This window comes from Bacillus sp. FSL K6-1560, assembly GCF_038592935.1.
GTDB classification, from domain to species: domain Bacteria; phylum Bacillota; class Bacilli; order Bacillales; family Bacillaceae; genus Bacillus; species Bacillus subtilis.
The window spans coordinates 1,889,804-1,911,675 of the sequence record NZ_CP151946.1 but is presented as its reverse complement, the minus strand read 5'-3'; the positions used below and the strand labels follow the sequence as shown (position 1 = coordinate 1,911,675).

The window sequence follows — 21,872 nt, the reverse complement described above, 5'->3', positions numbered from 1 at the left end:
AATATGCAAAACGGTAAAGTAAAATGGTTCAACAACGAAAAAGGATTCGGCTTCATTGAAGTTGAAGGCGGAGACGATGTATTTGTTCACTTCACAGCTATCGAAGGAGAAGGATACAAATCATTAGAAGAAGGACAAGAAGTTTCTTTTGAAATTGTCGAAGGTAATCGTGGACCTCAAGCTTCTAATGTTGTAAAACTCTAAACTCAATACATGATGATGAGATGACAAATAGAGGAGAGGCATTCGCCTCTCCTATTTGATTTTCATCTGGATTTCAATCGCCAAAATGTTTTGTTTGCACCTCTGTTCAATCTCTTCAACATACTTTTCCATTGACGGTTTTCCTTTTTTCGCGATATCCGCCAGTTCTTCTAAATCACTGTATATTTCTATAAATGTTTTGTGAAGGATCAACTTCAAGTCTTTATCATCCATAGCTGCGTTCCCCTTCTCTATCAAGATACCTCAAATAGTAAAACAGCCCTATTTATTCTGGTTCAATAGTTATATCGGCTTATTTTTATTTTCTTTTCTATTTTGGTACATAAATTTCAAAAAAACTCTGCAAAATAATGGCGGAGGTGTTTTTGGTGACTTCAGAATTTCATAAAGAGGATCAGACTGGCTTTACGGATAAGCGGCAGCTGGAACTAGCGGTGGAAACAGCGCAGAAAACAACAGGAGCTGCGACGAGAGGCCAAAGCAAAACATTAGTTGACTCTGCATACCAAGCCATTGAGGATGCTAGAGAACTGTCACAATCTGAAGAGCTGGCAGCTCTCGATGATCCTGAATTTGTAAAGCAGCAACAGCAGCTGCTAGATGACAGCGAGCATCAGCTGGATGAATTCAAAGAATAAAAACCGCAGCTTCTGCGGTTTTTATTTTTAGTGATTGGTTAAGACATCTCCGTATTGTTTCAGCTTTTCACCAACCGTACATTTATTGATACAAAATGAATGCGCATAAGTTTTGCCAAATTCTTTGCGAAACTGCTTCTTAATAAAACAGTCCTTGCAATATTCATCGTGCAGTTCTGTCAGTTCTTTAAAGATCATTTTCTTATCCAATATCGTCATCTCCGTTACGGTCTAATTTCGTGTGGCTTTCTACGAATTGATGGGATAGAATTTTTTTAGCGAGGCCGTCAGCTTCCTGATTGTCTTTTCGTTGTATTGTTTCGTAGGTTGGAGTAAGCTTCAGCGATTCAAGGAGTGCTTCTATTTTGTCCAGCCATTCATTATGAGATGGATCATAACAAGGCCAGCTGCCGTCAAGCTGATTCAGCACAACAAGCGAGTCCCCTTTGATTGTAATTGAATTTCTGCTTGCCCCAAGCTCTCTTACTTCTCTTATTGCTTCATAAAGCGCTGCGTATTCAGCTTCATTATTGGTTTTCAGCCGGAAGCTTTTATTTTTTCTCAAACGATGCCGGATTCCTCCCAATGAATAATAGATGACGATCCCGAGACCGGCCAGTTCGCTCTCCTTATCGAAACTGCCGTCAAAATAAACAGTAATGTCATCAGGCTCTTGAGCAAGCTCCTCTGTCAGCTTTTCCAATTCCTTCAGCGTCCAGCTGCCTCCTTTCTCGTCTTCGAACTCTAGCTCTTTCATGTATGGAAAACGGCCAAGTTCTCTGGCGAGCATACGTGCCTGCTGTGCTGTCAGCCAGTCTTCGCTAAAAAATGAGACGGATCCCGTTCCTTTTGCTTCTATTTTCAAATGCGGTCTGAGCTTCATTACAATCACCTTACCATTCATTAGTTGCCGGGCTTATGCTATAATCAAACCAATCTTACCCCGGAAAGGAAGCTTTTTCATCTTGTTTAATAATTCGTTTTGGATCTTTTTTGCGATCATTCATTTTATCATTGTTCTTTTATTTTATAAAGGATTTGGCAAAATGGGACTGTTTGTTTGGATCGGTTTTGCGACAGTCTGCGCCAACCTCCAAGTCGTCAAAACAGTTGAACTGTTTGGCTTAACAGCGACACTCGGGAATGTGATGTATGGCACAATCTTTTTTGCGACAGATGTGCTGAATGAAAAATACGGACCAGCTGAAGCCAGAAAAGCGGTATGGCTCGGATTCTCAACGCTCCTGACGCTGACATTTGTCATGCAGGGCGTGCTGCTTTTCGAACCGGCTTCCAGCGACATATCACAAACAGCGCTGGAAACGATCTTCGGATTCCTTCCGCGAGTTGCGTTAGGAAGTCTGCTTGCCTTTATCTTCAGCCAAACGCTGGATGTTTATGTATATTCGGCAATTAGAAGGATATTTCCTTCTGATCGGCTTTTATGGCTCAGAAACGGCGGCAGTACAGCAGTCAGCCAGCTGTTTGATACATTCATATTCACTGCAGTCGCCTTTCTCGGCATTTATCCGGCAGGCGTGTGGCTTCATATTTTTATTTCTACATATTTGATTAAGTTTGCGGTATCTTTGATTTCATTGCCTTATGCTTATGCAGCCAAAAAAATGATACCTAAAGATGAAAGGAGTTCATAATGCCTACAGAAATATACGTAGACGGCGCAAGCGCTGGTAATCCCGGGCCTTCGGGTATCGGCATTTTTATCAAACATGAGGGAACAGCAGAATCCTTCTCTATTCCAATCGGAGTGCATACAAATCAGGAAGCGGAATTTCTTGCATTAATTGAAGGGATGAAGCTATGTGCAACGCGCGGGTATCAATCGGTTTCCTTTCGAACCGATTCAGATATTGTGGAACGCGCCACTGAGCTTGAAATGGTTAAAAATAAAACGTTTCAACCGTTCGTAGAAGAAATCATCCGATTAAAAGCGGCATTCCCTCTTTTTTTCATCAAATGGATACCGGGCAAGCAAAACCAAAAAGCCGATCTTCTGGCAAAAGAAGCGATTCGGCTGAATGAAAAGAATTAAATCTTGATGATTGGTTCATCCTAATGGCGAGGTGAACTAACATGAAAAAGAAAGATAAAGGCCGGCTGACCGGCGGTGTTACTCCGCAAGGCGACCTGGAAGGCAATACACATAATGACCCTAAAACAGAGCTTGAGGAGAGAGCAAAAAAAAGCAATACAAAACGCTAGAGAAGATCTAAACGATCTCTCTAGCGTTCAGCTTTTCAAGCATACGCTCAATTCCTTTGATTTGGTGGCGGCGAAGCATGTCAGCCGCCTGCTCCATTTGCAAAGTAAATAAAGCGTCTTTCAGTGTGCAGGCCAGCGGCACTGAGCAATGAATTTCCGCAAGCTTCCTCGACATCTCCAAATCGCTTAAACCTTGCTGAATTTTTCCCTGCTGTCCTTTTGGAAGAAGAGAAAGATTTTCCAATAAACGGTCAATCGTTTCGTATTCACGAATCAGTTTGTAGGCTGTTTTTTCTCCAATCCCTTTGACTCCGGGATAGTTATCACTGGAATCTCCCATAAGCGCTTTAATATCAATCAAAGCCTTCGGCATTACGCCTGTTTCTTCATAAAAAGTCTCTTTTGTATAGACTTTATAATTTCCGATTCCTTTTTGAAGCAAAGCAACGCTTACTTTATCCGTTAAAAGCTGAAGTAAATCTCTGTCTCCTGTTACGACCGTAATGTCCGCTTCATTCGCAAATAAATCGGCAAGAGTACCGATACAGTCATCCGCTTCATAGCCGGCAAAGCCAATATTCATGATTCCAAGCTCTGCGGCTGCTTCCTTTGCCAAATCAAACTGCGGAATCAGCTCCACAGGCGGCGCGCTGCGGTTGGCCTTATAATCTTGGAACAAGTCATTTCGGTACGTTTTGCTCCCCATGTCCCAGCAGCAGACGACGTGTGTCGGCTGGAATGTTTCCACAGCCGTAATCAAATGCTTTAAAAAGCCGTTGACGCCGTTCGTCGGCACCCCGCTGTCATTTATCATAAAGTTGCGATGTACGGCCGTGGCAAAAAAAGCCCGGAATAAAAGAGCCATGCCGTCAACCAGCAATAGTTTATTATTATTCATCAAATAACTCCCTTTTCTTTCATTCCTTCTATTTTATCATAAAGCAGCCCAAAAATAAAAAACAGTATCTCTTTAATTAGAGATACTGTTTGGATATTTATCAATCGTTGTGTCTTTTGTTGCTGGCGATCAGTTTTTCAGCTTCGCGTCCTGCGTAAGAGTCAAAATGGGTTTGAAATCCGTTTTTCTTTTTGGCATTGTTATTCGCCTGTGCATTTCTGTTTCCGAGCTTTGTTCTGCCCAACATGAATCCCCCCTTACGTCGGATGCATATAGTATATGCTTCCTACAGGAGGTTCACTCGCGACAGGATCATCCAGCTTACATGCGGCTTACGTATTCTCTGACCATTTCTTTTGATACAAGCCGTCTTGTCGGGACGATGCCTTTTTTAGCGAGCTGATTCATTTGCTCGGTAATTTCATTAATTGCATCTGTAGTATAAGGTTCATCGTTTCTGCATTTCGCAACAGCTTCTTCAATCGCCAATTCACGCATATTTTCAAGACGCATAAATGCTTTGATATGCTCGTGCTGTTTTGATGAATGTGCTGAAATTGCTTTATGTACCTCTGACATTAATCGTTCATCTCGCTTTTTTCTATTTAGTCTATCATGACTTGAAATACAAGCCAACTGAATTTTACATTTTTATTGTATTGTCTGAATTTTTCCAGGAGATGCACGCCTGGTACGCTATTTCAATCTCTTTCGCATGTTCCCCTTCCGCATATCCTCTTAAATATGTCTCTTTTTGATCCGTTATTTGCGCGATTGCTTTTTCGCCCATATCTTCCTGTAAGCGTCTGAGGTGAGCTGTGTAATGAGAAATCAGGCTTTCTTCTTCATTTTTTATCCATGCCTCTGTGATTTTCGTAAGTTTCATCCGTACAGCTTCGATAAAGGCCGATTTTCCTTTCTGCTCAAAAAACTGCTTCGGTGATTTGACCTCTTTTAGTTCCTGCTCGAAAGCACGTTCTTCTATTTCTGGTTCAACTTCCTTCAACTGTATGCCGTTTGAATGCTGATCACCCGCATAAACGGAAAAATAGCCGTCCTCATTTAATGTTTTTTGAAATTGATCCAGCCATTCTTCATTGATATGCCGTTCGATGAAACCGCTCATACGAACATCAAGCGTTTTGATTTCCTGAATATATTCAAATTGATATTCATGTAAGGCTGTTGTCATCGCCTTACTGACGTTCTTTTTCCAATCCCCGTTTTGCAGCCCGGGATGAAATGCCGATTTTAATAAATCATTTGCAAAATATGATAATCGCTGTGTAATGTGATATAGCTGCTCTCTTGTATCTTTTTTTACTTTTTCAATGATGGTTTCTGAGTTCCGCCGTTTCTCGATATCGGCCGCTGTCCGCTCAAATGACAGCATAAGGCGCTGTTTCTGCGCTTCCTTCTCTTCTCGGGACTGATGCCGGGATTGGTGAAGCTGAAAAACGGTTTCGCATAGTTTGTCTGCCTCCGAACTGAGCTGCGCTGCTGACGCTTTTTTTACATCCACTTCGATAAACCGGTCTAAGTGTTTTCTTACTTTTGAGAACTGATTGTAAAATGACTCCGGTTTTCCCACCAGTTCCTCCTTACTTGATACAGTAAAGAGCTGCGGTTCATAAACCCCTTCTTTTACAAGCTCTGCGCTGACATAATCGGTCACTGTTTCGAGTTCTGTTTTATCTTTTGCAAGGTCTGCAGCATTAATAATAAAAAACATTTTATCCATGCTGAGCGATTCTTTCACAAGTCCAAGCTTTCGCAAAAATGAACGGTCTCCTTTTGAAAAAGAGTGCTGATAATAAGTCATATAAAAAAATGCATCAGCATCTTTGATATATTGGAATGCCAGTTCTGTATGCCGTTTATTCATGCTGCTCGCGCCGGGTGTATCAACGATCGTAATCCCTTTTTCAGTGAGCGGGCATGTATAGTAGACCGTTACCTCTTTCACAGCACAGGCCGTTGTTTCCTCTGCTACATACGGCTTTAATTCAGATAGCGGAATCGTTAATTTCTTCTGTTCCTGTATATACTGCTGATACTTCTCATATGCAAGCAGGAAATTGCTGATCAATTTCACGTGTTCTTCCTGCAGCCTGTTTTTTTTGACTGCCTTTTCCCACTTCTCTGTGAAGGAACGGCCTGCCGGTTCCTTTGGTATTCCGGTGAGCTGCAAAATTTCAGCCGTTATGTCATCCTCTGTCTTAAACACTACATCCGCTGTTTTGTTTAAGTTGCCATTGATTGGCATTGTGATCTTGTTAATTGTCGCTGTGGTTGGCGTTGGTGAGGATGGCAGCACTCTTTCGCCGACAAGCGCATTGGCAAATGATGATTTCCCCGAGCTGAAGCCTCCAAAAAGAGCGAGTGTAAATTTCCGTTCCTCAAGCCTTTTCACCCTTTCACGAAACGCTGAAGTTTGCTTTAACAACATGCTGCATTCGCCTAAAAGGTCAGACAAAGTGTAAAAGCGTTTGATTTGGTCTTGAAGCGGCATTTCTTGTTCCATTTTGATTTCTGATTTCGGCATCGGCTGCGCCGTCAGCTGGCTTCGGCCTTGTTTCTGCTCTGGAGCCGCCACTCTTGTTTTCTTCGATTTAAACCATTCTGTGTCTATATGCATTGGGCATGCGGACTCTTCTTCCCAAATGGCCCACAGGCGATCGGTTTTCTCTCGGGCATTATTCTCTAAACGCGCCTGTTCTTGAAGAAAGACAAGTTTTTCTGATTCTTGGACGAGCCGGTCGTTAATCGTTTGCACGTCTTTGGAAACACGCTCTTTCACCATAGCGGAGAGCACCTTTATGATGTCTGCGGCTTCTCTTTTCGCCTCTTTCCGGATGAGCTCTGCCAAATCTTTTGTATATTGCAATACATATTCAGAAGAAAAGGCTGCACCATGCTTGACCGCGCGTTCAATGATGCTTATATCAAGCGGTGTGCGATAGGCCTGAATCAGCTTTTCACTTTCAGCGGTATAGACATCAAATGCCTTGGCGAGTTTATGAAGCGTGTCTATCATATGCCAATCCGCTTCGGCCTCTGTTCGTTTTGCCACATCAGAGAAAAAAGCATTCCGCCTTTTATCTCTTTCCTGTGCAGTTTTCGCTTTAGAAAAGAAAAAGCCGGTTTTAAAGGAAGGCTCTTGTGATTCTAAAAATGCAGCCGCCAATTCACGCATTTCAAAAGGCGTCAGGTTGGCGTTTTTTAAAATACGATTGATTTCTTCCTGCATCCTCTTCTCTGCCTCAGTCGTTTGTTTTTCGGCCTCATCCAATTGATCACGCAGCGATTGGACCAGTCCAGTTTGGATATTAAGCTGTTCAGCGAAACTCGGAGCGCCTGTTTCGTCTTTCTTCAGCATTTCCGTATGTTCCTTTAGCAGGTTACGGACTTTTTGAACGGTTAAAGCCTGCATATTGCTTTTTGATTGCTGTTCTATTCTTCTTAACTCTTCTCTCAGGGCCCCCATCTGATTGAACGGGTGGTCCGGTTCTGTTACTGACGTAAAATAGAGCGCTTCCTTTGAAATCCCTTCATTGCAAAGCATCTCCTCTACCTGCGCTTGATAGTCTCCAAATTTCGTCTCCGTCTCATCATGGCGGTCAATTTGATTGACGATAAAATACACATTCGGAATGCTTTCTTTTATTGATCTGAGAAACTTTACATTTTCCTCAGAGTGCACGTGATTATAGTGAACGACGTAAAACAGCGCATCCGCTTGGTGAAGAATAGAAGCAGCCGATAGAAAATGCGCATCATCTGTTGAATCTATCCCTGGAGTATCAATATACGCAACCCCGGAATCGATCTCAGTATATCTGTCAAAAATTTCGACGATTTCAATCTGTTCCCCGTCTTTACAATATTGCTGCACCTTGTCTTTCTGGTAAGGCCCTTCCAGCTCAGCACACGCTCCGTCTGTTGTATGAAGCCGAACTCGCTTTTCCCCGTTTCTGATCACAACAAGGTTAGCGCTTGTCGGAATCGGGCTTGTCGGCAAAATATTCTCCATTAACAGGCAGTTCAGCAGTGACGATTTCCCCGCTGAATAATGCCCGGTAAACGCGATATAAACCTCTTCATCAGCCGCTTTTTTCATGACCGCAGCCAGTTTAGCAGCCCTTTGTTCATCTTGATTCTCAATAAATTGCTTATAAAGTTCCCCGGTTTTATGCAAAAGCTCTTTTCTGTTTTGATCTGTCATAAGTCTGAACCCCTTTGTGCCGTTTCAATTGTGAACCTTTTTCGAAAGATCTGAATTCATTCCCTTTTCATTTTACACAAGAATAAACCAAATTTCTTTAGGAGAATAGAAAAAAGCCGCCATTACGGCAGCTTCTATAAAAGAAAATCTGCAACTTTTACAAGTTCCAGATTCATCAAACAGATTTATTAGAGATTCCTTTTAATACAAAACCAATTAATACACTATATGTACAAACCGCTCCAAGCAAAAACAGCATTGTCATTTGCTTCACCATCCTGATTGAGAATCTTTTTCAAATCCATTTTAACATGGTTGAGAATGATTTTCAATCGCTATTTTACGCTGTATTCCTGTAATGCTTTGTCTTCTGCGCGAATTCTGACGCTTAACAACACGGCATTGAAAATGGAAAACAGACACATGGTGACGTATGCTTGATAAAGCAGCGGAATCAGCAAAATTTCGAGTATAACAACGGCATAGTTTGGATGTTTCATCCATTTATATGGACCTTTTTTTACAAGCTCTACACCTGGAACAACAAGGATTTTCGTATTCCAATATGCCCCTAAGGAACAAAGCGCCCAATACCGTACGATCTGTACGCTTAAAATAACTGCAGCGATACCGAGCCACCAGCTGGACGGCTGTTTATTCATCAGCAGCACCTCGGCAATTAAGGACAGGAAAAAAAGGATATGCATCGTAATGATATACGGATAGTGGCTCTCGCCAAATTCAATTGCTCCTTGCTTCTTTACCTTTTGTTCGTTTTGCCTGGCCACTGCCATTTCTGCTGCTCTTTGAACAATGAGAATGGCGATCAACAACCAAAACATGAGTCAGGCCCCCTTTTCCCAGCTGAATAACAGCAATTCTGATGAGAAACCCGGCCCTAATGCGCCAATCAGTCCTCGTTCAGCTTCCTTTTTATGTCCGTTCTGCAGATGGTCTTTGATCACATACAAGATTGTGGCTGAAGACATATTTCCGTGCTTTTGCAAAATGCTTTGCGCAGATGAAAGCTTTTCTGACGACAGCCCGAGACTTTTGATGTATGCATCGATCACTTTTTTTCCGCCTGGATGCGCCAAAAAAACACTGATATCATGGAATGACAGCTTATGTTTGTCCAAAAAAATCTGTACATTTGTTTTGAGCCATTTTTCCACCAAGGTTGGAATGTCTCGTGAGAAAATGACTTTGAATCCTTGATCGGTAAAGTCCCAGCCCATGACATCTTCTGATTGTTTCATCAAAACAGATTGGGCGTCCATTATCTTCGGCGCAAGTTTCAGCTTTGACATCCTGCGGTCCGCCTTCTCTCCGCATAATAAAGCTGCGGCAATGCCGTCACCAAAAAGCGAGGTGCCGATCAGATTGCTTTTCGTTTTATCTTCCGGCTGGAATGTCAGGCTGCACAGCTCGGCAGCAATGACAAGCACAAAAGCCTCAGGATACGCTTTGCAGTATTCGGTTGCACGCGCAAGTCCGCTGGCTCCTCCTGCACAGCCAAGCCCCCAAATCGGGATCCGCTTCGTATATGGAGAAAACGGAAGTTCATTCATAAGCCGCGCCTCGATACTCGGTGTGGAAAGACCTGTACTGGAGACGAAAAAAACAGCTTCCACTTTCTCATAAGGAATGGCTTCTTGAAAAAATTCCGGATGAGAGAGGCACTCACGAACAGCCGCTCTGCTGTGTTTAAGTGTTTCTTCTATGTATATTTGATTTTTTTCTTCAAAGCTGTGCCCCTCTTTATACCATTCAATCGGCTTAACAAACTGTCTCGAATGGATTTGCCCGTTTTTAAAGGAGGATAACAGCCGGTCAATATCCTTAAAAGAATGCTGAAACATATAGCGGGCGAACTCGGCCGCTTTCTCTTGGTTTACATTATACGCAGGAAGACTTGTTCCAATGGATAAAATAAACGCCATGCGATCACCTCTTTGCATACATTGTGCCGCAACAATCTTTTTTATATGCAAAAAAACTCCGCCGCGGCGGAGTTAGACTGCTGTTTTTTGTTCAGCGAGGTCAGCTTCTTGTTCTGTTTTTTTAGCTTTAGAAAAAACGTTATATACAAAATTTAAGACGACTGCAGTAAAGCTGCCCGCCACAATGCCATTCGTTGTAAGCAGCGTTAAGGCACTCGGAAGCTGTTTGAAAATATCCGGCACAACGGTCACACCGAGCCCCAATCCCACTGAGCAAGCAACAATCAGCAGATTTTCCTGTTTCGCAAAATCAATGCGGCTGAGCATTTTAATTCCGTAAGCAATCACCATTCCAAACATCGCCACCATTGCACCGCCCAAAACAGCGGATGGAATAATGGTCGTGAAAGCAGCGATCTTTGGAAACAGCCCAAATGCCATTAGGATCACACCTGTGACCACAATGACGGCATTTTTTTTGATCCCTGTAAGCTGAACAAGCCCGACGTTTTGAGAGAATGCCGTGTAAGGAAAAGCGTTAAAAATACCTCCCAGAAGCACAGCCAGTCCTTCAGCTCGATAGCCTTTAGACAAATCTTTCTCTGTCAAACGGCGGTTTGTCAGGTCACCTAAAGCAAAGTAAACACCAGTTGACTCCACAAGGCTGACAATTGCAACGATGGACATCGTAATGATAGGCGCTGCATGAAAAGACGGCGCGCCGAAGTAAAATGGCTGAATCATTTGAACAACTGCCGCGTCCGAAACATTATCAAATTGAACTTTCCCCATAAAATAAGCGATGAAGGTGCCAATCAAAATACCGATCAAAATCGAGACGGACTTGATAAAGCCTTTTGTAAAACGGTACAGAAGCACAATGATACTCAACACGGTAAAAGCAAGAGCAAGGTTGGAGAGATCTCCGAAATCTGCACTTCCTTCTCCGCCGGCCATGTTATTCATGGCAACCGGCATCAGTGTAATACCGATAATCGTAACAACAGAGCCTGTCACGACCGGCGGAAAAAACGATACGAGCTTTCCAAAGAAAAATGAAATAAGAATGACAAGAATGCCTGAAGCGATAATGCTGCCGTAAACTGTTGAAACCCCATATTCAGATCCAATCGCAATCATTGGCGATACAGCTGTAAAGGTACATCCAAGCACTACCGGAAGCCCGATCCCAAAAAATCGGTTGCTCCACACTTGCAGAAGTGTAGCCACACCGCACATAAAAATATCAATTGATACTAAGTAAGTCAGCTGCTCGACGGTCAGTCCCATTGCTTTTCCGACAATCAGAGGAACGACAATGGCGCCGGCATACATGGCGAGAACATGCTGAATCCCTAAAGACAGCGTTTTGCCGAATCCATTTCTCATGAATGAACCTCCTGTACGAAGGACACTTTTCCTTCTTCTAAAGACTGAATTCTTGCCAAAGATTCCACTCGGTAGCCCAGTTTTACAAGTTCTTCTCTTCCCGGCTGAAATGACTTTTCAATAACAATGCCAATTCCCGCGATAGAAGCTCCCGCTTGCTTCACAATCGACACAAGCCCGTGCGCTGCCTGTCCATTTGCCAAAAAATCATCGATAATCAGCACATGATCCTGTTCCGACAGGTGGGTCCCAGACACTGCGATTTGGCTTTCTGTTTGCTTCGTAAAGGAATAAACAGACGCTGTCAGCAAGTTGTCGGTGAGTGTTAACGATTTATGCTTTCTCGCGAAGACAACTGGCACACCCAGCTTCAAGCCCGTCATTACAGCGGGGGCGATACCTGATGATTCGATTGTCACAATTTTGGTAATACCGTCTTTTGCAAACCTGGACGCAAATTCGTCACCAACTCTCTGCATAAGCAGCGGATCAATTTGGTGATTCAAAAAAGAATCCACTTTCAATACCTGATCAGATAATACGACGCCTTCTTCCTCTATTTTCCGTTTCAGTGCTTCCATCCTGTCTTACCTCCGTTATGAGAATAAAAAAAGCATTGCCCGCTCAAATAAAGAGCAAGCAATGCTGATATCACAAAAAACCGTACACGTGCGGTTCCATTGCTCACCCATAGTCGGACATTTACGGTGCCCGGTAGAAACTTGCGTGCCATATCCACGCGATTATATGAGTGTTCCTATTATATTGTAATAAATTATATCAAGATTCTAATCTCTTGCATAGGCTGAAAATAAAAATTCCCGAACTTTATTTTTGTTTTTTTAGATATCATTCGTATTTCAAGGGTATACGATATAAAAGAGCCTGACGACCGCGCCGCCAGGCTTTTGATTATGACAGATAGAGATTTGAATATTTGTTTGATAAATAATCAATTAAATAGCGAACATTCAGCTCTTCTCCCGTTGCATCTTTAATAATGTCTAACGGCTTTTTCCGTTTTCCGTGAATGTGCACCTTTTCCGTTAGCCATTGCTTTATCGGATGGAACTCTCCTCTTTCCAAGAGAGCGTCAAATTCAGGGAGATCCTCAAGCATTTTTTGTTTCAGCTGAGCCGCATACATGTAGCCGAGCGCATAGGATGGGAAGTAGCCGAAATCTCCACCTGCCCAATGGACGTCCTGTAAAATCCCATCTGCGTCAGTCTGCGGTGTAATCCCTAAATAATCTTGGTATTTTTGATTCCAAAGCGACGGCAGATCTTCCACAGACACTTCATTGCTGAAAATCGCTTTTTCAATTTCATAACGGATGATGATATGAAGAGGATACGTCAATTCATCCGCTTCGACCCTGATAAATGAAGGTTTTGATTCATTGATTGCCCGGATAAAATCATCCAGGGAGATGTCCTTGAACTGTTCAGGTGATGCTTCTTGAATCTTCTGATAGTACGGTGTCCAAAAATGCTTGTTGCGGCCGATAAAATTCTCGTAAAATAATGATTGCGATTCATGAATTCCCATTGATGCGCCGTCTGACAAGTTCGTGCCACTGAGTGCTTCATCAATATTTTGCTCGTATATCGCGTGCCCGCACTCATGAATGGTGCCAAAGATCGCCGTCCGGAAATCTTTTTCATCATATCTCGTCGTGACCCGAACGTCTCCCCGATTCAGCGTAGTTGCAAACGGATGAACGGTTTCATCAAGTCTTCCGCCATCAAAATCGTAGCCAAGCTCCTGTAAAAAATACAGACTGAGCTCTTTTTGCTTTTCTTTCGGGAACGCTTTTGTAATAAAGCTTGTATCTGGTTTATTTCCGGAAGCTGTCACCTGTTTAACAAGAGGGATAATCGCTTCCTTCAGCTCAGTAAACAGCTGATCAAGCACCTTTACCGTGACGCCGGGCTCAAACAAATCAAGCAATGCATCATAAGGATGCTCTTGATATCCCCAATACGTAATAAAACGTTTATTGAATTCAATCAGCTGTTCTAAATAAGGAGAAAACAGGCTGAAATCAGATTTTCCTTTCGCTTCCTCCCACGCTGTTTCTGCCTTTGAACACAGAATCACGTATTCTTTGTATTCAGCCTCAGGGATTTTCTTATTCTCTTCATACTCTTTTTTCGCCAGTTCCACTGCTTTTTTCGTATCTTCCGACAAGTCATCAAATCGTTCATACAGGACATCGATAAGCTCCTTCATTCGATCTGATGTTTGGATATTGAATATATCTGTTGAAAGCTGGCCGATACTTTCGGCACGATCCTCTGAGCCGTTTTTCGGCGCGCCTGTTCTGGAGTCCCAGTGCATTAACGCAACTGCTTCGCTGTAATGTGAGATTCTTTTTATAAGATCAAAAAATTCTTTTTCATATGTATGTATCTCCATATCCATTCCCTCCCTATTCTAGCCGTTCCATTACAGGCTAATGGAAGGGGGTATGAAAGTCAAATTGTTTGTATAAAAGGCTGCCGGTATGTTTTTATGGCAGCCTTTTTATTCAGTTGATCGTCATTTGATTTTTTGGCGGAGGTGTTCTCCGCTTTTTCTGCTTGATTTTTTTATCTACCCACACTGTTGCCAGCGGGGTTAAGAGCGAGGTGACAATAACGCTTGTCGCGATAATTGCAGTTGCCGACTCAGCAACTGGCGCAAATGAGGCATTCGCTTCCGCTAATGCATATGGCACGGCTACAGCCGCCCCCGCCGTAGAAGAAGCGGCCACTCCCGCGACACCATCTCCCCGCGCAATAAAACGATCAAGCAAAAACAAAGAACTGCCCGATAAAATGACGACAGAAACTCCGATAAAAATGCCGAGCAGCCCTGATTGGATCAGCATTCCAAAATTCAAGGTATTGCCGAGCGAAAAGGCGAAAAATGGAATGATCGCCGGCACAACCTTGCTGAATAAGTCTCTGAGATCATGATCCAGGTTTCCAAGTATACATCCAAGTAAAAACGGGATGACTGTCGCTGCCAGCGTTTCCCATGGGAATGCGGCAAGTCCCGTCACACCAAACGTCACCATGGTCATAAAAGGACCAGATTCTGTACTGATAAAGGCGAAAGCGCCCGCATCCTCTTTTCTTCCCATGTGATTCATGAGCGCCAAATACAGTCCGCCGTTCGTTTCATTCATTACCGCGACAATTGCTAAAACAGAAAGGCCTGCAAAAAAGCCGGATTGTATGCCTTCGTCAGGTATAAATTGCGCTGCGATCACGCCGAGCAGCGCCGCAAATCCGATCTTCCCCAATAATAACGTGATTCCTTTTCTTGCGATATAGCCTGAAGAACGAAAATCAATCGTTGCTCCTACGCAAAAGATAAAAACACCCAGTATCGGCAGCGTTCCGGTAATCAAAGCACCCGTAAACCCTCCAAAGAACTCCGCTGTTCCAGGCGCAAACGTGTTGAGCGCCGCTCCAAGAAATAGCGGAATAATCATCATTCCGCCAGGTACCCGTTCAATTGTCGCCTTGATTTTCATATTGTGGATTCTCCCATCCTCCGGTTATGAAAAAACAATTCCACTTACACTTGGAAAACAGCCTGCAAATCCTCTTTTGAACAGCTGCCCAACTGGCTGCCGACTCCGACGGCGCCAGCTCCGGCTCTAAGCCAATCAGGCACTTCAGACGGATGTATCCCGCCTGTCGGAATAAAGGTCACCTGCGGGAAAGGACCCGCTAAATTTTTCATAAACGGAATGCCAAACACACCGCTTGGGAACAGCTTTAATGTCGTGAACCCGAATGTCAACGCTTCCATAATTTCGCTCGGAGTCAAGACGCCGGGGATATAATGTGTCTTTACAAAAGATAGATGTTCAGCAAGATCAGCTGAAAAACCCGGACTGACAATAAACTGCGCGCCAGCCTCAGCAGCTTCCCCAGCTTGCTGCGCGGTGATGACCGTGCCCGCGCCAATTAAAATATCTTCCCTATTACGGAAGGATTCGATAATATCTGATGCCTCGGGGGTCGTATACGTCACTTCAACTGCACGAATCCCTTTATCTAATAAACTCTCAATCTGCTGACAGGCCTCCTGCTTATCCTTTGAACGAATGACTGCAATCAGCTTTGCTTCTTTCAGACGGTTTTCAACGACTTTGGACTCCATATTAATAATCCCCTTTCTTTTGGTGAACCGTTCTTTGAGCAGATAAAAAAGAAGCTAATTTCTCCCTGGTCGGCAAACCGTCCATATCCCCCGGTGCCTGCACTTGCAAAGCGCCAATCGCATTTCCCCTTTGCACCGCATCCTTGTACGACAAACCGTCTAGGATACCGCTGATTACACCGACTGCAAATCCGTCTCCGGCGCCGACCGTATCAACCACCCGATCGACCCGGCAGCCTTCTAGAAATCCTTCACTTGTCCCCGTTTTAAAGTAAGCGCCTTCTTTTCCAAGTTTAATAGCAACAAATCTGGCACCTTTTTTCAAATAATAGTCGGCAATGCCTTCAGGTGTTTTTTCTCCGGTCAATAGCTCTCCCTCTGCGATACCCGGGAAAAACCAGTCTGCAAGCCCAGCCAGATCATTAATTGTGTGTACCATTGTTGCTTGATCAGGCCAAAGCGAAGGTCTTACATTAGGGTCGAATGAAATGGTCTTCCCTGCGTTTCTCATGTCGTTCATGACATGATACGTGAAGTCTTTCATCTCGGCTGATAAAGCAGGCGGAATGCCTGTCACATGCAAATGGCCTGCGCATTGAAAATAATCTCTCGGATATTCAGCTGAAGTTAATGTGCTTGCAGCTGAGTTTTTCCTATAGTAGGTAACTTGCGGGTCGCCTTCTTTCACTTTTGACTTCAGCAACAGCCCGGTGGGATTTTCGTCCTGCGAGCGGATCACGCGGGACACATCTACTCCCTCTTTTTTAAGCTCTTGTAAAATAAACGTTCCGAGCTGATCATTGCCGACCTTGCTCATCCATCCCATTCGGAATCCGAGTCTGGCAAGACCGCAGGCGACATTGCTTTCTGCTCCGGCAAGCCCTTTAGAAAAAGTGGATACTTCATGAAGGCCTCCATACTCATTTGCGTAAAACATGGCCATTGATTCCCCGAATGTCACCGCATCAAGCTTCATCTCTTCCCAACCTCCTCTTAGTTGAGGGCACCTAGGATTAAAGTGACTTTCTCATGATGACTTTTGCCTCTAATTCAATGGTTTGAGGCGCTCCTTTGTCACCTTCAATCCTTTTTAATACACGTTCCATCGCCGTCCTGCCCATATCATGTGACGGCTGGGCGATCGTTGTAATGCCTGGACCGATCAGTTTATACCATTCCGTATCATCGAATCCTGCAATCCCTATATCTTGAGGGATGCGCAGGCCAAGCTCTTCCATACAGCTGATGATTTTCAGCATAATCAAGCCATTCAAAGCCAGAATCGCTTTTTTTTGCTCCGGCATTTCCTTGCGAAAAGAACGGAGCGCCGCCTTAAGCTGCTCCTTGTCCTTTACGTCAATTTCATGCAATCTGACAAGCCCGTTCACATTATGAACCGAAGCCATTTCCTGATACACAGCTGCTCTTTCTGCACGAGGGCTGATAGAGGAAATCGGTTCGGTAAACAGCGCGACATCAGTATATCCTTTGCTGTACACCTTCTGAAGAATCTCTTTTGTGATCCATCTGTTGTCAGTCGTTACGGTATCCAGTTTCAGATCCGGCAGTTTCCGGTCAATTAAGATTGTTGAAATTTGCTGTTCAGCAAAAGCGCGCAGTACATCCTTGTTTTCCCCTGTTGCGTTTAAAATCAAGCCCTCAACCGAATGGGCTTCTAGCTTTAAGAGCATTTCCCGCTCTTTTTCAGGACTGTTATCTGTGTTGCACACCATAATGCTGTATCCATATTGATCACAAACCTCTTCGACTCCCCTGAAAGCAGCGACCGAAAAAGGATTTGTAATGTCAGCTACAACAAATCCGATTAACTTGCTTTTTTTTATTTTCAAACCTTGTGCCATTTTACTCGGCCGATAATTCAATTCTGCGATTGCCTTTTTAATGTTTTTCACTTTTTCAGGAGAAATCGCGTCAATTTTTCCGTTAATATAGCGGGAAACTGTCGATTTCGAAACTCCTGCACATTCAGCTACATCTTTGATGGTTGTATGGCCTGTTGTTTTCTTTTTCATTCAAGTGCTCCTGTATCTCATATATTTGAAACCGTTTTCAAAACCGTTACAACAAAAGGATACCATAATTTTAGAATTTGGAAAGAGTTTTTTTAATAATGTGTCAATTCATTATTTTTCCGTTGACTCTTTTCACTATTTATCCTAAAATTTTCTTTGAAACCGTTACCAAAATATTTTCATTCAAGTGTTGCTGAAATCCTAACCAAGGGGGAAATATAATGGAAAATCGTTATTCTGTACATCCTGAACAAGTAAAACGCTTTACAACAGAGGAGCTTCGCAGTCATTTCTTAATGGATCCTTTATTTACAGAAAACAAACTTACGATGTATTACTCACATGAAGACCGGGTTGTCATCGGCGGAGCGGCTCCAGGGCAAAGTGAACTGAAGCTTGATGCAGGTGATTTTCTAAAAACAGACTTCTTTTTGGAACGGCGTGAAATCGGGATTATTAATGTCGGCCAGCCTGGTGCCGTTAGAGTCGGCGATGATGAATATGTGCTTCAAACAAAGGATTTTCTCTATATCGGAATGGGTAATCAGGATGTATCATTTTCAAGCCTGAACGGTGAAAAAGCGAAGTTTTACTTCGTCTCCGCTTGCGCCCACAAAAGCTATCCGACACAAAAAGCCGCCCTAGCTGAACTGACACCGGACCGCCTTGGTGATGATGCAGCGTCTAATGTCAGAAGTCTGTACAAAGTCATTCATCAGGATGGCATTAAAAGCTGTCAGCTGATGATGGGAATAACGATATTAGATCAAAACAACAACTGGAATACCATGCCAGCACACGTTCATGACCGTCGGATGGAGGCTTATCTTTATCTGGATCTTGAAAAGGACTCAAAGGTATTTCATTTCATGGGCCAGCCGGACGAAACACGCCATCTTGTTGTTGGAAATGAGCAGGCTGTCCTTTCTCCCGCCTGGTCTATTCATTCTGGCGCAGGAACATCAAACTATAGCTTTGTGTGGGCGATGGCTGGAGAAAATTACACATTTACGGACATGGATCTCGTTCCGATGGATGGGCTGAAATAAGATGGGTTATCTACATGACGCCTTTTCATTAGAAGGAAAAACAGCGCTGGTGACAGGCCCGGGAACAGGGATCGGTCAAGGTATTGCCAAAGCCCTAGCCGGGGCTGGCGCTGATATTATCGGCACATCACATACAAGCAGCCTGTCTGAAACACAGCAGCTTGTGGAACAGGAAGGCCGGATATTTACATCTTTTACATTGGACATGAGCAAGCCAGAAGCGATAAAGGATTCTGCAGCTGACCTGTTTGAAAACAGGCAGATCGACATCCTTGTCAATAATGCCGGCATTATTCATCGGGAAAAAGCGGAAGATTTTTCAGAAGAGAACTGGCAGCACGTACTGAATGTCAATCTACACAGCCTGTTTATTCTGACACAGCTTGCTGGCAGGCACATGCTGAAAAGAGGTCATGGAAAGATTATTAATATTGCCTCTCTCCTGTCTTTTCAAGGCGGCATCCTCGTTCCGGCTTACACCGCGAGCAAACACGCTGTTGCCGGTTTGACAAAATCATTTGCAAATGAGTGGGCAGCGTCCGGTATTCAGGTCAACGCAATCGCCCCAGGCTATATTTCTACTGCGAATACAAAGCCTATTCGGGATGACGAAAAGCGAAATGAGGACATTTTAAAGAGAATTCCTGCCGGCCGCTGGGGCCAAGCGGATGATATCGGGGGGACTGCAGTCTTTTTGGCATCACGTGCTTCAGATTATGTAAATGGACATATTTTAGCAGTTGATGGCGGCTGGCTATCCCGCTGACAAATAAAAAAAGCTGACGAACGACCGTCAGCTTTTTTCCATTACATCATGTGCGGTTCAACAGGCAAGACCTTTTTGACCTCATCAATGATGCGTTCATTTTCTCCGCCAGCGTAAATGTGAATCGAGCCGCTGTCTTGATTCGAGCGAATCAGGCGCCCGATGCCCTGCCGTACACGTAACAACATATATGGCAGATCAACTTCTTCGAACGGATCTTTTTTCGCTCCGTTGCGCTTCGCTGTAAATACAGGATCGTGTGGCGGGAACGGCAATGACCAAATGGTAACATTCTTCAATGCGTCACCGGGAATGTCGAGTCCTTCCCATAAGTGAACTGAACAAAGTACTGTTTCCTCTTCCTCTTGGAATTTCTCTACTAAGCTGCTGATTTCCTCATCACCTTCGAAGAAAATTGGATACGGCAGCTCCCATGCCGCCGACAGCTCTTTAAACTCGTTTAATTCTTCAAAAGAAGGGAAAAGCACCAGCGTTCTTCCTTTGTAACGTTTGATTGTTTCAATCGTTTCAGCCGTTTTTTGTTCAGCGGCCATATCTGTTTTTGCGTATAGATTAATACTCATTTGCTCGTCATAATCATAAGGGGAATCAACAGTTAATGACAAATAATCATGAATCCCAAGACTGTCGGCAATATAATCAAACGAACCGCCTTCTGACAGCGTAGCAGAAGAAAAGATATAAGGAATTTTCTTAGAAAACACTTTTTCGCCAAGTACTTCTGCTACCGTTCTCGGCATCACGACAAAAGTTGATTCTGCTTCCTTTTTCTCCAGCCAGCTGATCGCATCCTTTTGATATAGAGATAATGAATACGCCATTTGTTCAACATATTCTTCCACTACTGACAGCTCGTATTGATCAATCGTATACATTTCAGACTCAAATACAAGTGCCTCACCGATTTTATCAAGTAAACGGCAAAGCTCGTCCGCCGCCTTTTTGACACGCTGGTCATTTTTTATTTCTAAACGGTGTGAACCGGCTACTTCCTTTGATTCTTCAGAAAGAACATAGAAAAATTCGTCGTTTGCGAGAAGCGCATCTTCAATCAATTCTGCAAACTCTTCTCTGATGTCATTTTGCAGCAATCGTTCTAAAAACAATTCAAGAGTAGACTGCTTCACTCTATAGGTTAGCGCTTTTTGCGCAGCAAACTCTAACAAGTGCCCCTCATCAAATACAACTGCACTATGATCAGGCAAGAGCGGCAGCTGGCCCTCTCGTTTGCGTGATTCTTCCGTCCACACATGCTCCATATAAAAATCATGGGAACAAATGATTAAGTCCGTTGACTTGCGGTAGTAATCTCTGGAAAGTGTCAGACCGCATCTGTGTCTCATATCACAAGTCAGACAGTCCTGAAACGAGTCGTAGCTTACGTCAGACCACTCTTCATTCGATAGATTTGCGTACTGCTTACGGTCGCCATACGGATAAAAGCGCTGCATCGCCTGTGACTCGTGGACAAATGACGGTAACGACTCATAAAGATCCAGCCATTTATCATCATCAGAACGCTGCATTGTTTTTTCAAGCTTCTTCAAGCATAAATATTGCTCATGTGATTTTGACAGCCTTGTATCAATTTTCAGATCAAGATGCTCAGCCAGCTTAGAAATATCGCCCTCTTTTTTCACCAGCTGTTCAATTAATGTTTCATCTGCACAAGCGATGATGGCGGGTTTGCCGACATACCTTGCATAGCTGATTGCAAAAAGAAGATAAACCAGCGTTTTCCCCGTTCCCACTCCAGCTTCGGCGAACATGACTTTTTTCTCTTTAAACGCCCGCTCCAGCTGAAAAGCCATAAATACTTGCTCGTCCCGAAGATCAAACCCTTTTTCGGGAAGGATATCGTAAAACACGTCACCAATCCAATTGTTCAATTCTTCATAAAAATTCTTTGTTTTCGTTAAAGAAAAAGGCAAACGTGATGTTGTCACCTAGTTCCAACCCCCAACTATTCGACATTCAGACCACCAATAATATCATTTTCCGCTGATGAATACAATAAAAAAACTTGGCAATGCCAAGTTTTTTGCAGTTTACTTACGATTGATCACATGCGACGATAAAAAAGGATGGTCTGTTGAATAAATATGTTCTACCGCTTTTTCTAAATCAGTTTGCGCATGCGAAATCACAGACGGAGACGAATCAGTCCCGAGCTCCTTCAGCTCGTTTGCTGTTGCGTCAAGCGCCATTTGAATAAGATTAAAATGTTCGCTGTTCAGCATGAGATCACCTCTGATGGAAATAATCATCATTGTATGCGAACTTTTCATTTTATATACATGCTTT

26 protein-coding genes and 1 riboswitch are annotated in these 21,872 nt (G+C 43.5%); of the genes, 7 read left to right on the top strand and 19 right to left on the bottom strand.

The window, feature by feature from the left end:
- The first annotated feature begins 3 nt into the window (after positions 1 to 3).
- Positions 4 to 204: a cold-shock protein CspD gene (cspD, locus tag NYE22_RS10450; protein WP_003153604.1), complete on the top strand. Its 201-nt coding sequence runs from the start codon at positions 4 to 6 to the stop codon at positions 202 to 204.
- A 51-nt stretch (positions 205 to 255) separates the two neighbouring features.
- Here the strand turns inward: cspD and degR are convergent, their stop codons facing one another.
- On the bottom strand, positions 256 to 438 hold the full coding sequence (gene degR, locus NYE22_RS10445; RefSeq protein ID WP_003230774.1) for a transcriptional regulator DegR: 183 nt from the start codon (positions 436 to 438) through the stop codon (positions 256 to 258).
- A gap of 155 nt (positions 439 to 593) precedes the next feature.
- Between degR and NYE22_RS10440 the strand changes: the two genes are divergently transcribed.
- A complete protein-coding gene (locus tag NYE22_RS10440) occupies positions 594 to 863 on the top strand; it encodes a DUF2564 family protein (protein WP_021481510.1) in 270 nt (89 codons plus the stop codon).
- 27 nt (positions 864 to 890) lie between these two features.
- Here NYE22_RS10440 and NYE22_RS10435 read toward each other — a convergent pair whose 3' ends face one another.
- The gene (locus NYE22_RS10435) at positions 891 to 1,073 is read right to left on the bottom strand and encodes a zinc-finger domain-containing protein (protein WP_004399003.1); all 183 of its coding nucleotides are present in this window, start codon (positions 1,071 to 1,073) and stop codon (positions 891 to 893) included.
- Complete coding sequence (locus tag NYE22_RS10430) at positions 1,066 to 1,746, bottom strand: ribonuclease H family protein (protein WP_021481511.1); 681 nt, start codon at positions 1,744 to 1,746, stop codon at positions 1,066 to 1,068. The genes NYE22_RS10435 and NYE22_RS10430 overlap by 8 nt, the downstream gene beginning before the upstream one ends.
- Positions 1,747 to 1,828: 82 nt before the next feature.
- On the opposite strand from NYE22_RS10430, the gene NYE22_RS10425 reads away from it, so the two are divergent.
- The 3 genes from NYE22_RS10425 to sspL are packed head-to-tail and all read left to right on the top strand — an operon-like array spanning position 1,829 to position 3,086.
- Complete coding sequence (locus NYE22_RS10425; RefSeq protein ID WP_014477139.1) at positions 1,829 to 2,518, top strand: queuosine precursor transporter; 690 nt, start codon at positions 1,829 to 1,831, stop codon at positions 2,516 to 2,518.
- Positions 2,518 to 2,916, top strand: a complete 399-nt coding sequence (locus NYE22_RS10420) for a reverse transcriptase-like protein (protein WP_015251853.1) — start codon at positions 2,518 to 2,520, stop codon at positions 2,914 to 2,916. The genes NYE22_RS10425 and NYE22_RS10420 overlap by 1 nt, the downstream gene beginning before the upstream one ends.
- Positions 2,917 to 2,957: 41 nt before the next feature.
- Positions 2,958 to 3,086, top strand: coding sequence for a small, acid-soluble spore protein L (sspL, locus tag NYE22_RS10415; protein ID WP_003218255.1), 129 nt, complete (start codon positions 2,958 to 2,960; stop codon positions 3,084 to 3,086).
- A gap of 7 nt (positions 3,087 to 3,093) precedes the next feature.
- On the opposite strand, the gene exnP is transcribed toward sspL, so the two are convergent.
- The 14 genes from exnP to kdgR all read right to left on the bottom strand — a co-directional run bounded on the left by exnP (position 3,094) and on the right by kdgR (position 17,732).
- On the bottom strand, positions 3,094 to 3,984 hold the full coding sequence (gene exnP, locus NYE22_RS10410) for a 5'-3' exonuclease ExnP (protein ID WP_003230763.1): 891 nt from the start codon (positions 3,982 to 3,984) through the stop codon (positions 3,094 to 3,096).
- 100 nt (positions 3,985 to 4,084) lie between these two features.
- Complete coding sequence (locus tag NYE22_RS10405) at positions 4,085 to 4,231, bottom strand: hypothetical protein (protein WP_003230761.1); 147 nt, start codon at positions 4,229 to 4,231, stop codon at positions 4,085 to 4,087.
- Between the two features lie 74 nt (positions 4,232 to 4,305).
- Positions 4,306 to 4,563: a YpbS family protein gene (locus tag NYE22_RS10400; protein ID WP_003230757.1), complete on the bottom strand. Its 258-nt coding sequence runs from the start codon at positions 4,561 to 4,563 to the stop codon at positions 4,306 to 4,308.
- Between the two features lie 64 nt (positions 4,564 to 4,627).
- The gene (gene dynA / locus NYE22_RS10395; RefSeq protein WP_342412520.1) at positions 4,628 to 8,209 is read right to left on the bottom strand and encodes a dynamin GTPase; all 3,582 of its coding nucleotides are present in this window, start codon (positions 8,207 to 8,209) and stop codon (positions 4,628 to 4,630) included.
- 175 nt (positions 8,210 to 8,384) lie between these two features.
- Positions 8,385 to 8,474: a Fur-regulated basic protein FbpC gene (gene fbpC, locus NYE22_RS10390; RefSeq protein ID WP_100069434.1), complete on the bottom strand. Its 90-nt coding sequence runs from the start codon at positions 8,472 to 8,474 to the stop codon at positions 8,385 to 8,387.
- A gap of 70 nt (positions 8,475 to 8,544) precedes the next feature.
- Complete coding sequence (gene bpsB, locus NYE22_RS10385) at positions 8,545 to 9,051, bottom strand: alkylpyrone methyltransferase (RefSeq protein ID WP_004398552.1); 507 nt, start codon at positions 9,049 to 9,051, stop codon at positions 8,545 to 8,547.
- Positions 9,052 to 9,054: 3 nt separating this feature from the next.
- Positions 9,055 to 10,152: a type III polyketide synthase BpsA gene (bpsA, locus tag NYE22_RS10380; protein WP_250607806.1), complete on the bottom strand. Its 1,098-nt coding sequence runs from the start codon at positions 10,150 to 10,152 to the stop codon at positions 9,055 to 9,057.
- A 72-nt stretch (positions 10,153 to 10,224) separates the two neighbouring features.
- A complete protein-coding gene (gene pbuX, locus NYE22_RS10375; RefSeq protein ID WP_342412519.1) occupies positions 10,225 to 11,541 on the bottom strand; it encodes a xanthine permease PbuX in 1,317 nt (438 codons plus the stop codon).
- On the bottom strand, positions 11,538 to 12,122 hold the full coding sequence (xpt, locus tag NYE22_RS10370) for a xanthine phosphoribosyltransferase (RefSeq protein ID WP_032726019.1): 585 nt from the start codon (positions 12,120 to 12,122) through the stop codon (positions 11,538 to 11,540). Before xpt ends, pbuX begins: the two co-directional genes overlap by 4 nt.
- 90 nt (positions 12,123 to 12,212) lie before the next feature.
- A riboswitch (purine riboswitch) is annotated at positions 12,213 to 12,312 on the bottom strand.
- A 141-nt stretch (positions 12,313 to 12,453) separates the two neighbouring features.
- Entirely contained in the window at positions 12,454 to 13,959 is a 1,506-nt protein-coding gene (gene ypwA, locus NYE22_RS10365) for a carboxypeptidase M32 (protein WP_213419079.1), read from the bottom strand.
- A 112-nt stretch (positions 13,960 to 14,071) separates the two neighbouring features.
- Positions 14,072 to 15,064 carry a 2-keto-3-deoxygluconate transporter gene (gene kdgT / locus NYE22_RS10360; RefSeq protein ID WP_015714144.1) on the bottom strand — a complete coding sequence of 331 codons (993 nt, stop codon included), beginning with the start codon at positions 15,062 to 15,064 and terminating at the stop codon, positions 14,072 to 14,074.
- Positions 15,065 to 15,108: 44 nt separating this feature from the next.
- Positions 15,109 to 15,699: a bifunctional 4-hydroxy-2-oxoglutarate aldolase/2-dehydro-3-deoxy-phosphogluconate aldolase gene (eda, locus tag NYE22_RS10355; protein WP_015714145.1), complete on the bottom strand. Its 591-nt coding sequence runs from the start codon at positions 15,697 to 15,699 to the stop codon at positions 15,109 to 15,111.
- Position 15,700: 1 nt separating this feature from the next.
- Positions 15,701 to 16,675: a 2-dehydro-3-deoxygluconokinase gene (gene kdgK / locus NYE22_RS10350; protein ID WP_342412515.1), complete on the bottom strand. Its 975-nt coding sequence runs from the start codon at positions 16,673 to 16,675 to the stop codon at positions 15,701 to 15,703.
- A gap of 37 nt (positions 16,676 to 16,712) precedes the next feature.
- A complete protein-coding gene (kdgR, locus tag NYE22_RS10345; protein WP_103804271.1) occupies positions 16,713 to 17,732 on the bottom strand; it encodes a pectin utilization transcriptional regulator KdgR in 1,020 nt (339 codons plus the stop codon).
- 221 nt (positions 17,733 to 17,953) lie between these two features.
- Here kdgR and kduI point away from each other — a divergent pair, with 221 nt between their 5' ends.
- The gene (kduI, locus tag NYE22_RS10340) at positions 17,954 to 18,781 is read left to right on the top strand and encodes a 5-dehydro-4-deoxy-D-glucuronate isomerase (RefSeq protein ID WP_103804274.1); all 828 of its coding nucleotides are present in this window, start codon (positions 17,954 to 17,956) and stop codon (positions 18,779 to 18,781) included.
- Between the two features lies 1 nt (position 18,782).
- Complete coding sequence (gene kduD / locus NYE22_RS10335; RefSeq protein WP_049141306.1) at positions 18,783 to 19,547, top strand: 2-dehydro-3-deoxy-D-gluconate 5-dehydrogenase KduD; 765 nt, start codon at positions 18,783 to 18,785, stop codon at positions 19,545 to 19,547.
- 41 nt (positions 19,548 to 19,588) lie between these two features.
- Here the strand turns inward: kduD and NYE22_RS10330 are convergent, their stop codons facing one another.
- Positions 19,589 to 21,514 carry an ATP-dependent DNA helicase gene (locus tag NYE22_RS10330; protein ID WP_014477152.1) on the bottom strand — a complete coding sequence of 642 codons (1,926 nt, stop codon included), beginning with the start codon at positions 21,512 to 21,514 and terminating at the stop codon, positions 19,589 to 19,591.
- A 102-nt stretch (positions 21,515 to 21,616) separates the two neighbouring features.
- Positions 21,617 to 21,808, bottom strand: coding sequence for a hypothetical protein (locus NYE22_RS10325; RefSeq protein WP_342412773.1), 192 nt, complete (start codon positions 21,806 to 21,808; stop codon positions 21,617 to 21,619).
- Positions 21,809 to 21,872: the final 64 nt, after the last annotated feature.